Annotated in this window: 14 protein-coding genes and 1 tRNA gene; 9 read left to right on the forward strand and 6 right to left on the reverse strand. The window is 55.1% G+C overall.

Features of this window, described 5'->3' with window-relative positions; all coding sequences use genetic code 11:
• The first annotated feature begins 195 nt into the window (after positions 1–195).
• From ABF824_RS04265 to ABF824_RS04275, 3 genes are all read left to right on the forward strand, one after another.
• Positions 196–1,584 carry a beta strand repeat-containing protein gene (locus tag ABF824_RS04265; protein ID WP_415486647.1) on the forward strand — a complete coding sequence of 463 codons (1,389 nt, stop codon included), beginning with the start codon at positions 196–198 and terminating at the stop codon, positions 1,582–1,584.
• Between the two features lie 244 nt (positions 1,585–1,828).
• Complete coding sequence (locus ABF824_RS04270) at positions 1,829–4,579, forward strand: glycosyltransferase (protein ID WP_415486648.1); 2,751 nt, start codon at positions 1,829–1,831, stop codon at positions 4,577–4,579.
• Between the two features lie 97 nt (positions 4,580–4,676).
• A complete protein-coding gene (locus tag ABF824_RS04275) occupies positions 4,677–5,861 on the forward strand; it encodes a hypothetical protein (RefSeq protein ID WP_415486649.1) in 1,185 nt (394 codons plus the stop codon).
• Between the two features lie 8 nt (positions 5,862–5,869).
• Here the strand turns inward: ABF824_RS04275 and ABF824_RS04280 are convergent, their stop codons facing one another.
• Positions 5,870–6,715, reverse strand: coding sequence for a rhamnan synthesis F family protein (locus tag ABF824_RS04280; protein ID WP_415486650.1), 846 nt, complete (start codon positions 6,713–6,715; stop codon positions 5,870–5,872).
• A gap of 245 nt (positions 6,716–6,960) precedes the next feature.
• Here ABF824_RS04280 and ABF824_RS04285 point away from each other — a divergent pair, with 245 nt between their 5' ends.
• Entirely contained in the window at positions 6,961–7,230 is a 270-nt protein-coding gene (locus tag ABF824_RS04285; RefSeq protein WP_415486651.1) for an HU family DNA-binding protein, read from the forward strand.
• Positions 7,231–7,276: 46 nt separating this feature from the next.
• Here ABF824_RS04285 and ABF824_RS04290 read toward each other — a convergent pair.
• From ABF824_RS04290 to ABF824_RS04310, 5 genes are all read right to left on the reverse strand, one after another.
• A tRNA-Gln gene (locus ABF824_RS04290) sits at positions 7,277–7,351 on the reverse strand.
• A 62-nt stretch (positions 7,352–7,413) separates the two neighbouring features.
• Positions 7,414–8,076 (reverse strand): TetR family transcriptional regulator, encoded by a 663-nt coding sequence (locus ABF824_RS04295; protein ID WP_415486652.1) that lies wholly within the window; start codon positions 8,074–8,076, stop codon positions 7,414–7,416.
• A 29-nt stretch (positions 8,077–8,105) separates the two neighbouring features.
• A complete protein-coding gene (gene proC, locus ABF824_RS04300; protein WP_415486653.1) occupies positions 8,106–8,933 on the reverse strand; it encodes a pyrroline-5-carboxylate reductase in 828 nt (275 codons plus the stop codon).
• Positions 8,933–9,436 (reverse strand): YbjN domain-containing protein, encoded by a 504-nt coding sequence (locus ABF824_RS04305; RefSeq protein ID WP_415486654.1) that lies wholly within the window; start codon positions 9,434–9,436, stop codon positions 8,933–8,935. Before ABF824_RS04305 ends, proC begins: the two co-directional genes overlap by 1 nt.
• A gap of 170 nt (positions 9,437–9,606) precedes the next feature.
• Positions 9,607–9,963, reverse strand: a complete 357-nt coding sequence (locus ABF824_RS04310; RefSeq protein WP_415486655.1) for an accessory factor UbiK family protein — start codon at positions 9,961–9,963, stop codon at positions 9,607–9,609.
• Positions 9,964–10,098: 135 nt separating this feature from the next.
• Here ABF824_RS04310 and rfaD point away from each other — a divergent pair, with 135 nt between their 5' ends.
• Genes rfaD through ABF824_RS04335 form a run of 5 tightly spaced genes read left to right on the forward strand, consistent with a single transcriptional unit; the run spans position 10,099 to position 14,717 of the window.
• Positions 10,099–11,082 carry an ADP-glyceromanno-heptose 6-epimerase gene (rfaD, locus tag ABF824_RS04315; RefSeq protein WP_415486656.1) on the forward strand — a complete coding sequence of 328 codons (984 nt, stop codon included), beginning with the start codon at positions 10,099–10,101 and terminating at the stop codon, positions 11,080–11,082.
• A 29-nt stretch (positions 11,083–11,111) separates the two neighbouring features.
• Positions 11,112–11,954 (forward strand): prolipoprotein diacylglyceryl transferase, encoded by an 843-nt coding sequence (lgt, locus tag ABF824_RS04320; protein ID WP_415486657.1) that lies wholly within the window; start codon positions 11,112–11,114, stop codon positions 11,952–11,954.
• A 41-nt stretch (positions 11,955–11,995) separates the two neighbouring features.
• Entirely contained in the window at positions 11,996–12,988 is a 993-nt protein-coding gene (locus ABF824_RS04325; protein WP_415486676.1) for a class I SAM-dependent methyltransferase, read from the forward strand.
• Entirely contained in the window at positions 12,985–13,785 is an 801-nt protein-coding gene (pgeF, locus tag ABF824_RS04330) for a peptidoglycan editing factor PgeF (protein WP_415486658.1), read from the forward strand. Before ABF824_RS04325 ends, pgeF begins: the two co-directional genes overlap by 4 nt.
• Positions 13,785–14,717: a hypothetical protein gene (locus ABF824_RS04335; RefSeq protein WP_415486659.1), complete on the forward strand. Its 933-nt coding sequence runs from the start codon at positions 13,785–13,787 to the stop codon at positions 14,715–14,717. Before pgeF ends, ABF824_RS04335 begins: the two co-directional genes overlap by 1 nt.
• The last annotated feature ends 56 nt before the right edge of the window (positions 14,718–14,773 follow it).

The following is a 14,773-nucleotide window of genomic DNA, read 5'->3' on the forward strand; positions in this document are numbered from 1 at the left end:
GAGCGCTGTGACACATAAGTTTCACAGCGGTAAAGAATGATCTGATGCGCGGAATTGTCACGCTTTTTTTTTGATAATCCGCTCATTTCGTGGTTGCTTGAATGGCGGCTTTTTAATACAACGGCAAGTAACGAAATGCTGCCTGCCTGACTTGCTGCGACGGATCATGTAGGTGCAACAAGGGAACTGACGAGTATGGTATTAGTTACCGTTCAGGGCGCATCTTCGGGGGCGCATGTAGTCGTCACGGTTGATGGCGCAATCGGCGATCAGATGGCGAGTCTGGTAACAGATTTCAGCAACACGCTCGAGGGGCAGATTGATGCCATTGATGGTATCAATCTTGTTCCGGGTACGCAGGCATTTGGTGGAAATCAGTTCGGGTATGCCGTGGCGACGGTCCCCGGTGCTTATTCCGTTACCGGTGGTGTGAATGCGATCTCCTTCGGTGGTGCGCTTGGGCAGGGTGTGCCGAGTGGTCACTTCCAGATTGACGCTTCTGGTGTGACATCCAGTTTTGTCAGCGTTGAAGGTGGCTCCACCGGTGGCGTTCAGTTCCAGGCTGGCAGCTCTTCGGGCACGTTCGTTGCTGGTGCAGGCAACAATGCCTTCACGGGCGACCAGATGAGTGGCGCTGGCGATTGGTACGTCTTTACGGGTGCTGGTAATGACACTGTCATTGCGGGTGCTGGTAAGAACGTCATTAACACCGGCCTTGGTGATAACTTCGTCAATGTCAGCAATGGCACCAATACGATCTACTCGTATGGTCATGACACGATTTATGGCACCAACTGCGCAGGTAACCAGGTGGTCTCGCTGTACGGTGGTAGCTCTTTCGTGACAATCGGTCAGGACTCCTATGTGGATGACCTGTCGGCTGGCGGAAATGCTGTTACCGTTGGTGGCGGTTCCACCGTTATGGGTGGCACAGGCGACTCGATCTCCCTGAATGGTGGATCTTCCACTGTGCTGGGCGGTTCGAATGACACGATTTCGGCAAGCGAAGATGCGCTGGTTGCGCGCTCCGATAACGCCAATGTCAGTGTTTCCGGTTCGCTCACCTTTATTGGTGGCACGGGTACCAGCACCATCACGGCAGCGCAGAGCACCATCTTTGGTGCCGGTGATCTGAATGCCGTTGTTAATGGTACGGGTTCGGGTGAGACGCTCTTTGTTGCAAACAGCGGCAACGAGACGCTTGATGCTTCCGGATCGGCAAGCGGCGTACACGCATTTGGTAATATTGCGGGCACGTCAGGTTCGCAGGTGTTTATCGGTGGCACGGGCGCAGACTCTCTGGTCGCCGGTGTTGGCGATGCGACCATGACGGGTGGCACGGGTGCGGCAAACCTCTTTGCTTTCCGTGATGGTATTGCCGGTGGCAATTATGTCATCACTGACTTTGGTTCTGCGATTGGTAACTCTGTGGCCCTGCTGAACTACTCGGCTGATGGCCTTCAGAATGCTCTGAACAATCAGACGACCACCAACGGCAATACAACGATCAAACTTGATGACAATACGACAATCACGTTTAATAATGTGACGTCTCTGAACTCGGGTGATTTCCAGATCTGGTAATTTCTGGAAAATCTTGGACTGCGAAAAGCCGGGCTCAAAAGGGTCCGGTTTTTTTTGATTTTTAGATTTTTCTGCGGTTCGTAATTATTTTTGTTTTCGATAGTTTTTTATATTTTCGTCTATGTGGCGGCTTTAAATCTTAGTCATTTAATGGATGGACATATTTCAACTCTCTGCGTAAGGCTCAGAGTTTAGTTTCTGGGCCTTTCTCAGAACATGATTTTACAGAAATAGCAGGTCGATTGTGACTGACAAATTATCCCGCGATATTCTGGAACAGCGTCTTCGGAACGCTGAAGCATTACTCGAATGTTATCGGGCAACGTCTGTCATCCACAGCATCAGAGCTGATGTGCATGCGGCTGAGGCTGAGAGTGTTCGTCATCTGTTGTTCAACTGGAATCAAAGTGGTTTTTCCCGTTTGGCCCGTATGGTGCGGGCAGTGTGGCTGCTTCGACGGGGGCACGTAGCTGGCGGCGTCTCTGCACAAACGGCAGTTCGCCGTGCCAAAGAAATTGTTAAAAAAGACGGATTGGGTAGTCTTTATAGACGTGTACGTAGACGGATTGATGCAAATGTTGAGCGTCGCCGTCAGAAAAAACAGCCGCCCGTTCTTCAGCCGGCAAATCAAAATCCGGAAGCGGCTTTAGTCAGTCCTTATCGTCGTTCTGTACAGACCGCCCGTGAAGCGGGCCTGTCTCCTAAAGTAGTGATTGTTGCGGAATTGAGTATTCCACAATGTGCTAAATATAGGGTGTGGCAGAAGAAGGAAGAGCTGGAAACATTAGGCTGGAATGTTGAGGTCATAAACTGGCATGATCCGCAGGCTGCTTTGTCGGCCATGCAGACGGCATGGGAAGTTATTTTCTACCGTGTTCCAGCCGTGCAGGTTATTAAAGATATTATTGAAGAGGCCACAAGATTTGGAATTTCCCCGTGGTGGGAAGTTGATGATCTGATTTTTGATCTTGAGCTTTACAGCCAGAACAGCAATTTGCTGACTTTGAGCAAAACCGAGCAGGAAGATCTGCTCCACGGTGCACAGCTTTATCGTGACTGTCTGCAATTATGTGGTCGTGGCATTGCGTCCACGCAAGTGCTGGCAGACATCATGCAGCAGGCAGGCGTTAAAGATGTCTGTGTTATTGAAAACGCTCTTGATAAAGAAACATTGGCAATAGCTGATAGTATTCTACACCGCCATAATAAAAAATCGTCTGACGATGATATTTTTATTGTTTACGGTTCCGGGACACGGACGCACGACAAGGATTTTGTCGAATGTGCGCCGGGTTTACTAGCCGCTATGGAAGCGGAACCACGCCTCAGGCTGCGTATTATAGGTGAACTGACGTTGCCTGAGGCGTTCGCGGCACTAGGCGCCCGCGTAGAGTATCTCGATGGTCGGGATTATGCTGGTTACATGGCTGTTCTTGCTGAGGCGGATATAGCGATTGCGCCTCTCGAAACTTCCATTTTCAATGATGCCAAAAGCAATATTAAATTCCTTGAAGCAGCTATCCTGAACGTTCCATCTGTCTGCTCGCCCTGCGCGACTTTTCGGGATGTGGTGGAAGAAGGGCGTAACGGTTTTCTCGCCGAAGGAACGGTGGGTTGGCGCGATGCTCTGCTGGCATTGGCGCATGATCCCGCACTCAGACAACGACTGGGTGAACAGGCTCGACAGGATGTTCTGGCCCGTTACCAGCCGGAAGCGATCGCCCGCAAGCAGGTGGCGCAGAGGTTTCCTCCCCCGAAGACAGAGTCTCGCGACCGATTGCGCGTGATGGGCGTGAATATCTTCTTCATGCCGCGATCTTTCGGAGGAGCCACGCTGGTTGCAGAGGAGATGGCGCGCCATCTTCTTCAGGAAAATGTGGAGGTAGGCATCTATACGTCCTGTCTCCCTCAGCCCGGTCTGTTTTCATCTTCTCTTCGCTATGAAGTTGAGAATATTCCAGTGGTTGCGTCGCCTCTGCCAGTTCATATGGATCCGATTGCAGGACTGGATAATCCGCGATGTACGGCGCAGTTCGTCTCGTGGCTCAAGGCTTACCAACCGGATGTCGTGCATTTCCATTCCATTCAGGGCTTGGGAGTGGGGCTGCTACAGGCCTGTGTGGAGCACGGTGTTCCGTTCGTCGTGACGCTGCATGATGCCTGGTGGCTGTGTGAGCGGCAGTTCATGGTGAAAGCAAACGGGCATTATTGTTTCCAGCGTCGCATTGATCTGAAAGTCTGTCGCGCCTGTGCGCCGGGTGCCATTCATCTGGAAATGCGTCAGAACATGCTGACATCCATGCTGGATCAGGCGACGCTTCTGCTGTCTCCCAGCGAGTCTCATCGCGCATTGTACCTTGCTAATGGCTATGCGCCCGACAAGGTCAAGGTGAATCGCAATGGCTTCAGTTGGCCGAAAAAACCACGTGCACCACGGGTGCCCGGAACGCCTCTTCGATTTGGATTTGTCGGTGGGCAGGAGGCGGTTAAAGGTTTCCCGCTTGTGCGCGAGACTTTCGAAAAGATGGAACGGGGCGACTGGGAGCTTGTCCTGATCGATAACACAATCAACCTTGGATATGCTTCCATGGATGTTTCCGGCTGGAAGGTGAACGGCAAGATCACTATCCAGCCTGCGTATGGCGATACGACACGTGATGCATTCTTTGAATCGATCGACGTACTGCTTTTCCCCTCACAATGGATGGAAAGTTACGGGCTGACTGTTCGTGAAGCGCTGGCTCGTGACGTGTGGGTGATTTCCACGGCGCCGGGTGGACAGGCAGAAGATATTGTCGATGGTGTCAACGGCACGCTCATTCCGCTCAACGGCCAGCCGGAACCATTGCAGGCCGCAGTCGAAGCGCTCCTTGCGCAGGCGGACCGATTTGATGATTACGTTAATCCATTGAAGGATCATCTGCCGACGTTTGAAGGTCAGGCCAAGGAATTGGAAATGTTTCTTCAGTCTGTGGTTTCAGAGAATACGCACTGAAGAATGTTTTGACCGACGCATACCATGAAGCGGTGTGCGTCGGTATTTTTGCTGTCAGATTTACAAGGTCTTCAGGCGTTTGGCTTAGCCTGCCAATATGCTTGATCTTGTCGAATTCAATAATGATCCCGTTCTGGCTCGCGACACTCTGCTAGCCAGACTGAAAGCTGCTGCAACTGCCACAGAGCGCGCTGGCCTGCATTATCGCTTGTGGGAAATGTGTCAGGCCTGCGGTGAAGAGACCGAGGCCCTCAGGCATCTGGATATTGCCGTCCAGCTTGACCCTGTGCAGTTGCCTTCTACGCCAGAATCGTCCTCCCGAATGCGCCTGGTTGTCTTGAATGTCCTGGGAACGTTTCAGGCAAATGCACCCATTGCGATGTTACTGGATGAAGCTGTTGCCATTTATACCGTCTGGATATCGGGAAAGCGTCACCAGCGTGAGAGCTTGGTGCAGGCAGTGAAGAATTTGAATCCAGACGCCGTTATTCTGGCAATGGGAGAAGATGAACGGCAACTGCCTGCAATTCTTGAGGCGGATGCCATTGCTCGGTCCAGTGGTGCGCCAGTGCTTAATAATGCGGCGCAGATCATTGGGCTTACCCGTTCAGGAGTTCCTGACTTATTGAAAGGAATTGCGAAAGTTATTGTTCCAGCCTGCAAAGAAGTGTGTGTCCCGTTCGAAAATCTTCCTGCATTTCCCCTGCTGGTAAGGCCTGTTTCCTCTCATGCCGGACATGACCTTGCTAAGGTCGATGATAGGGAGGCTTTCAATCATTATATACAGACGCATGACTCTCAACTTGATTATTATGTCACGCAGTTTGTGAATTATATGGGCGTGGATGGACTATACCGTAAATATCGGGTGGTATTTATTGATGGCGTGCCTTATCCGGTCCATCTGGCGATTCACGAAGACTGGGCGATTTGGTATTACAACGCCAAAATGGAGAATTTTCCGGAGAGGCGTGCAGAAGAGGCGCGCTTCTTGGCGGATATGAAAAGCTATTTTCCATTGTCGGTAATGAATGGATTAAGCGCTATCGCAGAACGGGTGGGGCTGGAGTATTTTGGTCTGGACTTCGGTGTTTTACAGGACGGATCTTTGCTGCTGTTTGAAGTGGAAACAGCAATGATTGTGCATGATCGTGATCCTGAAGATGTTTTCCCTTATAAAAAAGTGTGTATCGCGCGCATTCGTCATGCTTTTGAAGCCATGATTGAGGCACGGGGGCAACGCATGTGGAAAGCGACTTCCGCTATTCTTCATTCAGACTGAACTTGTCTTTATCCAGTCATGTTTTCGATAAGTGTATAGAGCAGGCGGCATTTCCTGTTTATCTGTGGTCGTCCGGCGCGTGGGCCGTTCATGTTGAGATAGTGCGTAATCCACTCTGGATTGAATGTTGTTTCTGCTGGGAGAATGTCCTTCCAGCGGGATGTGCTTCGAAGGTGAAACGGGTTATCCCGCAGCAGTTCCGTTTTGATGAACGGAACCTTCCCCGAACGGATGAGCTGCCGCCATTGTGAGTGCATGGCATTCGTCTTGAACAAGCGATCAAGCAGGCCAGGATCGTTCCATGCTGCTTTTGTGCTCAATCCTTCTACCCGACAGGCGAGTGCTAGGCCGAGTTCCCCATGCCAGATGAGTTCATCACGTGTCATATGGTCGAAATTCTGTAAAAGCGTTCGTTGCACTGCTGGTAAGTGAAAACTGTTATTTTCGAAGCAGACAAACCAGGATTGTAGATGGGGAATAACTGACTGTGAGTGTACAAGTCCCCAGACGTCTCCGTTCTCTTTTTCCATACGGTCGAAAATGAGCGAGAGAGAAGTAAAAGGGCCAAAAACACTGTCATTTGCAAGCAGAACGCGACAAGTATTTTTGGTGCAATCTTGAAGGATCAGATCCTTCCACGCACCGAAATCGTAGCCTGAGTTTGATCGGCACCAAATAATTATGTTTTTTTTATTGCAGAATGTGGTGGTTTTTTTTGATGCTTGCTTGCAGCCCGAGAGGGCGAGGTGAACAGTAAAGCCGCATTGGATCAATTCGGACAAATAATAAGCTGTATAGGGTGGCAATTCCCCCGTTGGGGCATAGGCGGCAAAGAGGCAGACAGAATCAGGCATGAATGTGACTCTCGGTGGGAGAGTGTGTTCTGATCGCCATGAATAGAGGATTTTGATCCGTCATTTCGTTGTTTTGCGAAGCTTGAAGAAGGTTTTCTATCGATAGAAGAAGTGTATGAGTATTTTTTTCTGGTTTCTTTAGATGTGTCACGTTAAAAGCCGCATTAATAGCCATTGAGCTTCTTGTGGACAGCACCGGTCCGGGGGCTTGGTGGTGAATCATATTCCAGGAGTGTGAGAGGCCCATGAGTAAAGCTTTTATTGCTGCGGTGATCCAGGATTCAATCAACTGCACTGGTGTGGCGGCCAACAAAGCGGCGGCAGAACTAATGGATGCGATCATCAAGGAACTGAAGCGCGAGGGTGGTTTTACGCTTCCGTCATTTGGCACCTTCACCGTCAAGAAGACGAAGGCACGCAAGGCGCTTAATCCGCGCACGGGTGAGCCGGTGAAAGTGAAAGCTGGTAAGACCGTTCGTTTCAAGGCAAGCCCAAATCTGAAAAAGGCTGTCTGACCCAATATAGCGGATATGGCGGGCTGCGAACCGTCATGCCGTGATATGGCTGGGGTGGGAGGGATCGAACCTCCGCATGGCGGAATCAAAATCCGCTGCCTTACCGCTTGGCTACACCCCAAAAGCAGCAGCGCATGTGCCACCTTCTAATGTGGCTCTACTGCTGCGTAAAGAGCAATTTTTCTATTCACCATCCGAGAAATCATTGAAGTTCGCATCCTGCGCCTCAGGAGCGGGCAGGCTCGATGGCTGATGCGTATCGTCTGAGAGGCGCTCTTCCGCGCCACGGAACAGCCCCAGCCGCTCGGCGCGGTCGAGGGCCTGCTCAAGCGCTGCCATGGTGGTGCCGAGATCTTCGCTCTCATCCTTTTCCCATGCCCGGATCGTGTAGGTCCACAGCGCGACGACACCCTGCACGCGGAGAATGCCTTCCAGTCCCGTGGTACGAATTCCAGCAGCCCCAGCAATCCAGCGCATGCTATCCAGCGTGGCGGCACCAAGAACGAGCGTCACGGCTGGATCGAATGGTAGGGTCTTGAGGACGGCAAGAACGCCAGCCCGATATTGCTGAAACACGTCAAACCGACGCATCAGAAGATCGAAGAGTGTTTCACGCGGGGAGCCGAGCGAGCCATCATCAATGAGGGCTGAGCGGTCAGCAAGTTGCCCGAGCAGCAGGAGGATCGACGTTTTGAACGGATAGCGTCGTCTTACCTCGCCGAGATCAAGGCCAGCATGACGGGCGATGTCCGGCATGGACAGATTTTGCCACCCCTTGGTTGCAGCAAGGGACATGGCTGCATCAAGCAGAGTGGAGTCGAACTGGTCGTCTTCTTCCATAGGCATGGGAAAAGGGCTCTTGATTGAGGGAGGGGTCAGGAGGCTAGCTCTCTTGCACGCTTGAAGGCGGCTGTGACAGCCTCCAGAATATCTGAGGGCCAGTTTTCGGGTGCGCGCAGAACGGCAAGCGCGGCAGCGGTGGTGCCGCCGGGACTGGTGACGTTATGACGCAGCACGGCAGCATCTTCCGAACTGTGGTCCAGAAGTTCGCCCGCGCCGGACGTCGTCTTGCGGGCCAGCAGGCGTGCCACATCCTGCGGGAGGCCCAGTTTGACGCCAGCCTCTTCCAGCAGTTCCGCGAACAGGAAAACATAGGCGGGTCCGCTGCCGGAAATGGCTGTCACGGCGTTGATCTGATCTTCCTCATCGACCCACACCGTGGCACCGACAGAGGAAAGCAGCGTGTTGCACAGAGACTTCTGGGCGTCATTCACGTCAGGGGCGGCATAAAGCCCTGTCATGCCCCGTCCGATGGCGGATGGGGTATTGGGCATGGCGCGCACCATCGCCGGAGATGCGGCGGGAACATTTTTCCGAACGGCGTCGGCCATGGAGGCTGTGGTCAGGCCCGCCATCACGGAGACAAACACGGACACTGATGCAAGATCTGGCCGCCGTGCAGCGAGTTCTTCAATAACAGGCATCGCTTTCTGCGGTTTGACCGCCAGAATGATGGCTGCTGGTGTGAAATCAGCAGGTATTTCGGCCAGAGACCTGACGACACGATGCGGTGCTGGCAGGGAATTCCGATGCCGATCGACAATAACCGACGGCGCGAGACCCTTCTCCATCCACGCGTCGAGAAGAGCCCCTCCCATCTGGCCGCAGCCGATGAGAAGGAGGGACGGGAGAGGCTCGCTCATCAGGCTTCGCCCATACAGTCAAGCATCGCGGCTTCCAGCGCTTCCGCCGGCGCTTTGCCACCCCAGAGAACGAACTGGAAAGCAGGATAGAAGCGTTCGCATTCCGTGATCGCGATATCCACCATGTCTTCCAGGCTCTCCATGGAAGCGCCAGGTGCGCCCCGGAGCAGGACGGCGTGACGGAACATCGGCGTGCCGCTGTCCACGTCGATGGCGAAATGACCGATCCACAGGCGTTCATTGGCGAGTGCGATCAGTTCGAACAGGGCTTTGCGCTGCGCTTCAGGCACCTTCAGATCAAAGGTGCATGTGAAATGCATGGCGCTCAGTTCTGCGGACCATGAAAAATAGAGGCCGTAATCGCACCACTTTCCGGGGGCCTCTGCGGCCATTTCGGAAGAATTGCGGCGGTCGAACGCCCATTCATAGCCGCAGACAATCTGTTCCATCAGATCAAGCGGGTTGGAGTTGGCAGTGGAGGTGGTCATCGTCAGAGCTGTCATGCTGGCCTCCCAAGCCATGAATCCCATTCCGGAGAATGGTTTCGTCTGCGAATCAGTGGCGTTATGCGTCACGGTGCAACGAATCGCCACTCTGGCAGCCTATGGACCCGTTTCGCTCACGGCAAGACGAGCCATGACTGTTTTTGCAACATGATTTCGTCACGAACGGCTCAGTTCGGGAAACCGCTGCTGTCTCCGCTCCAGCCGAAATTCTGGTCGTTGTTTCCGCTGGATATCGGCTGCGTCTCGTGAACCGCCGGTTTCGTGGTGCTTTCTTCCAGCTCCGTCACACGCTTTTCCAGTGCGGCGATGCGCTGCTCGGCTTCCTCTCCCGCAAGGCGGGCATTGGCCGCAAGCTCCTTGATGACCTCGAATTCCTCGCGGCGTACGACCTGAAGCTGGCCGAGAACCTCATCGACACGTGATCGCACTATGGCGTTGATTTCTTCCCGCACGCCCGCAAAAGCGGAGATCGCGCCGCCAGCGACACCGGCTAGGTCGTCGAAAATACGCGGTCTGTCAGCCATTCCGGTGCTCCTCGGTGTGGCAGAGCGACCTACGTCGCTCCTGTTGTGAAGTTATGCTTATAAGCGTTGAAAGACGATTAATCCAACCCATCGCCCCTGTCGTATCGCACGACGCATCGTTATAAGGCTGGTCCCATGATTATTGTCACCGGCGGCGCCGGCTTCATCGGTTCATGTCTCGTTGCCGCTCTCTGTGCCCGAGGGCAGGATGTAATTGTCGTGGATCGGCTCCGCGATAGTGGAAAATGGCGTAATCTGCGTCGCCATATCCCCGTCCGGATCATCTCTCCCGACGACCTTGAAACCCTGCTCGCCGATAATGGCATCACTGTGGACGCCGTGTTCCACCTAGGTGCGATCAGCGCGACCACCGCGCGTGACGGCGATCTGGTCTGGAACACGAACGTGGCGTTGTCGGAGCGGCTCTGGACATGGTGCGCCCAGCGCGGTGTGCGTTTCATTTACGCTTCCTCCGCCGCTACTTACGGCGCAGCGGATCGGCCTGACCAGTTCTCGGATGATCCCGCGCGACTTTCCATGCTGGAGCCACTGAATCTCTATGGCTGGTCCAAGCAGGTCTTCGATCTGCATGTGAAACGCCATCAGGAGCGTGGGGAAACAGTGCCGCCACAATGGGCCGGCCTGAAATTCTTCAACGTCTACGGCCCAAACGAATATCACAAAGGCAGCATGATCTCCGTCGTGAAGGTGAAATACGACGAAGTGAAAGCTGGCCATCCCGCGCGCCTGTTCCGTTCGGATCGCCCCGATATCGCCGATGGCGAACAGATGCGCGATTTCATCTGGGTGGGCGACGTGGTGAAGGTCATGCTCTGGCTTTATGACCACCCGGAAGTGAGCGGGCTCTTCAACTGTGGAACGGGGGTCGCACGGAGCTATCTCGATCTGGCCTATGCCGTCTGCGATGCAGCGGGAGTACAGCGGGCGGTCGAGTTCGTTGATATGCCAGAAAGTCTGCGTGGGCAGTATCAGTCCTTCACGCAGGCCGATATGTCCCGTCTGCGCGCCGCAGGCTATACGGACGCCTTCACCAGTCTTGAAGACGGAATCGCGCGTTACGTCCGCGATCATCTCTCGAAGGCCGATCCTTACCTCTGACCCTCCGGTTCGCTTCAGAAAGATCATCCATGCTGCCCGTCCTCATGTTTCCGCAGTTCGACCCGGTGCTTATCCATTTCGGGCCACTTGCCATCCGCTGGTATGCGCTGGCCTACATCGCGGGCATCGTCCTCGGCATCCAGGTCCTCAAGAAACTGGTGACATGGACACCGCGTGCCGCCACGCCTCTGCTGGCTGATGATTTTCTTGTCTGGGTGACGCTTGGCATCGTTCTCGGCGGTCGTCTTGGCTATGTGCTGTTCTATCAGCCGGAAAATTTTCTCGCGCATCCGACCGAGATCGTCGCGGTGTGGCATGGCGGCATGTCGTTTCATGGCGGAGCGCTGGGGGTCATTATTGCGATGATCCTATTCAGCCGTCGCTATGGTCTGAACTTTCTCGCCTTTGCCGACCGCGTGACGGCGATCGTGCCGCTTGGGCTGGGGTTCGGACGTATCGCCAACTTCATCAATGGTGAGTTGTGGGGGCGTTATGCGGACCCAAGCCTGCCGTGGGCGATGGTGTTTCCCGGTACTGATGGGCGTCCCCGGCATCCTTCGCAGCTCTATGAGGCGCTGACGGAAGGTCTGCTGCTGTTTACTGTCATGATGCTGGCGACACGGCAGCAGAAGTTTCGTGAGCGTCCCGGCTTTCTGGCGGGCCTGTTTCTGGCCGGATATGGCTGTGCCCGCATCTTCTGTGAGTGTTTCCGGGAGCCGGACGCGTTTCTCGGCTATTTTCCCTTCGGTGTTACGATGGGGCAGATCCTGAGCATTCCGATGATCCTCGCTGGAGGCGCATTGATGTTTCATGCATTCCATGCGCCGGTCTATGCAGGATTGCCGGAGGACGAGGAATCGAAAAGCGCCTGACTGTGACAGAAGCAAAGGACATCGAGCGACTAGATGCGTTCATGGGGCGGGCGAACGTGGCCTATTACGCCAGCCGTGATCCTTTCGCGGATTTTGTCACGGCGCCTGAAATTTCACAGATCTTTGGCGAACTGATTGGCGCATGGTGCGCGGTGGTGATGCAGGCGCTCGGCGGCGATGTCCGGTTGGTGGAGGTCGGACCCGGGCGCGGGACGCTGATGGTCGACATGCTGCGTGTGCTGAGACGTTTTGTCGCCAGCAGTTCTTCTGCCGCATTTACGGTGCATCTCGTCGAAACCTCTCCCCGTTTGCGGGCGGCACAGAAACAGGCGCTCGACGGAATGGGCTTCTCCGTCAGTTGGCACGATCATGTCGAGGAAGTGCCGCCGGGGCCGATGCTTCTGGTGGCCAACGAGTTTCTCGATGCGCTGCCGATCAGACAGTTTGTGCGGACAGAGGCAGGCTGGGCGGAACGGTTCGTGCGTGATGGACAATGGCTTCTGTTGCCATGCGACGATGTGCCTCCCGAAGTCGCGGAACGGCACGTTGCGCCGGAGGATGTTGTCGAAATCTCTCCTGCTTCCATCGAATTTGTGCGTGCCATTACAAAACGTTTTTGCAAGACGCCGGGTGTGGCCCTGTTTATCGATTATGGCACGGCGACATCCTGTGTCGGGGAGTCCCTTCAGGCTCTCCGCGATGCCCGTCCCGTGTCTGCGCTTGTCGAGCCCGGCACGGCAGATCTGACGGCCCATGTCGATTTTGCGTCGATGGCGCGTGCGGCGACGCAGGCTGGGGCATGTTGTTACGGCCCTGTCGAACAGGGCGCGCTCCTGCGTTCCCTTGGTGCGGTTCAACGGGCCAAAGCATTGTGTGCCGCTGCTCCCGCTCAGACGGGCGTGATCCATGCAGGGCTGGATCGATTGATCGGACCGGATCGCATGGGGCGTCTGTTCAAGGCGCTGGCAGTGACGTCGGCCGATATCGGGCCGTTACCCGGATTTCCGGAAAAGATATGGGGAGAACAGGAATGAATGCAGGACTGGTGCCGGACTCGGTTGTGCAGAGTCCCTATCTTTCCTTTGTGCGACATGGGTTCTTCACACGGGTCGGTGGCGTGTCGGAAGGACCGTATGCCAGCCTGAACTGCTCGACGAAATCCGGAGACGATCCAGCGGCTATTGCGGAAAATCGTTCCCGTGTCGCCGGTTTTTTCGGTCTGTCCGGTGAATCTTTGCTCGGTGTGACGCAGGTGCATGGCGACGGCGTGATTACAGTTCGGGAGCCGTGGAAGCCGGGAGAGGGGGCGGCTGCGGACGCGATGGTGACGGACCGCGAGGATGTGGCGCTCGGTGTCATCACGGCGGACTGTGGTCCGGTGCTGTTCGCTTCGAAAGACGGACGTGTGGTCGGCGCAGCCCATGCGGGTTGGCGTGGTGCTGTTAGTGGCGTGTTGGAAGCGACAGTGGCGGCAATGATCGCGCTGGCTGTTAAGGCCGATGAGATCGTCGCAGTGGTCGGTCCCTGTATTGCGCAGAAAAGTTATGAAGTAGGCGGTGACATGCGTGACGAGGCGCTGTCAGCCGATGCGCAGGCAGAACCGTTCTTCGCCGTAGGGGCGAGGGAGGGACATTTTCAGTTCGATCTTGCCGGTTACTGTCAGGATCGTTTGCGTCGTGGGGGCCTTGTGGCCGGGGCAGCGGTCGGGCGCGACACGCTGACGGACGAGCGGCGCTTTTTCAGCCATCGGCGGCGGACGCTGGCGGGTGGAGGGCCGATCGGTCACCAGATTTCGGTGATCGCGGCTGGAACCGGAGCGGGATTTCGCTGATGAAACGACTTTTTACACCCATCTTCTCTCTTTCGACCGTGTGTCTGCTGTCGGGCTGCCTTTCCGTGCCGCACCCGTTCCAGAATGATGGAAAGATGTCCAAGGGAAGTGTTGCGAATGCGCCGACTTCCCGACTGGATGTTCCGGTGCCGGAGGACACATCTCTCAGCCCGGAGGGAAGAAAAATCTGGGCTGACCAGGTGACGCAGGCACTTCTCGACCAGTCCGTGCCCGCTATTGCACAGAAACCCCGCAAGGGAGACTGGTGGTTGAAATTGCGTACGGAAGAACGCGGCGACATGATTGTGCCGCTCTATTCCGTCATGACACCGCAGGGAGCCATCCGCGCGACGGAAGAGGGGCCCGCTGTGCCGACGGTTCTGTGGAAAGCCGCCAGTCCGGAGACGATCCACACGGCGTCCCAGCAGGGCGCGGGACAGGTGGTCAATGTCCTTACCGGCATCATGGCCGAGGACATGGAGGAAGATCCTCACAGTCTGAAACATCGTGGAGCCAAAATCTGGTTTCAGGGTGTGACGGGTGCGCCCGGCGACGGGAACATATCGTTGGCGCGCGCTTTTACAGTATCGTTTCGGGGCACGAAGGATACGATCCAGACCTCGAAAAAGGATGCGGATTTCATGGTGGCCACCACGGTCAAGATTACGGATGGACCGGCGGGATCGCGTAACAATCCCCAGCAGAACATACGGATCGACTGGCGCGTGACCGACAAGGACGACAAGGAAGTCGGTATTGCCACCCAGTTGCATGACATTCCCGCTCATTCTCTGGATCAGATGTGGGGAGATGTGGCTGTCGCCGCTGCGGATGAAGCCGCTGGGGCGGTTGAAGAAATGATTACGCGGTATTCAAGTCGTGACGCAAAACCGCTGCCCGATCCGACCAAGCCTGCCAAGGACAAGAAGTAATTGGCGATGATTGGAAAACCTTCTGTTGAACACAGATGGTTTTCTATCCGGAGATA

The organism is Acetobacter sp. (assembly GCF_047721705.1).
In the GTDB taxonomy this organism is placed as follows: Bacteria; Pseudomonadota; Alphaproteobacteria; order Acetobacterales; family Acetobacteraceae; genus Acetobacter.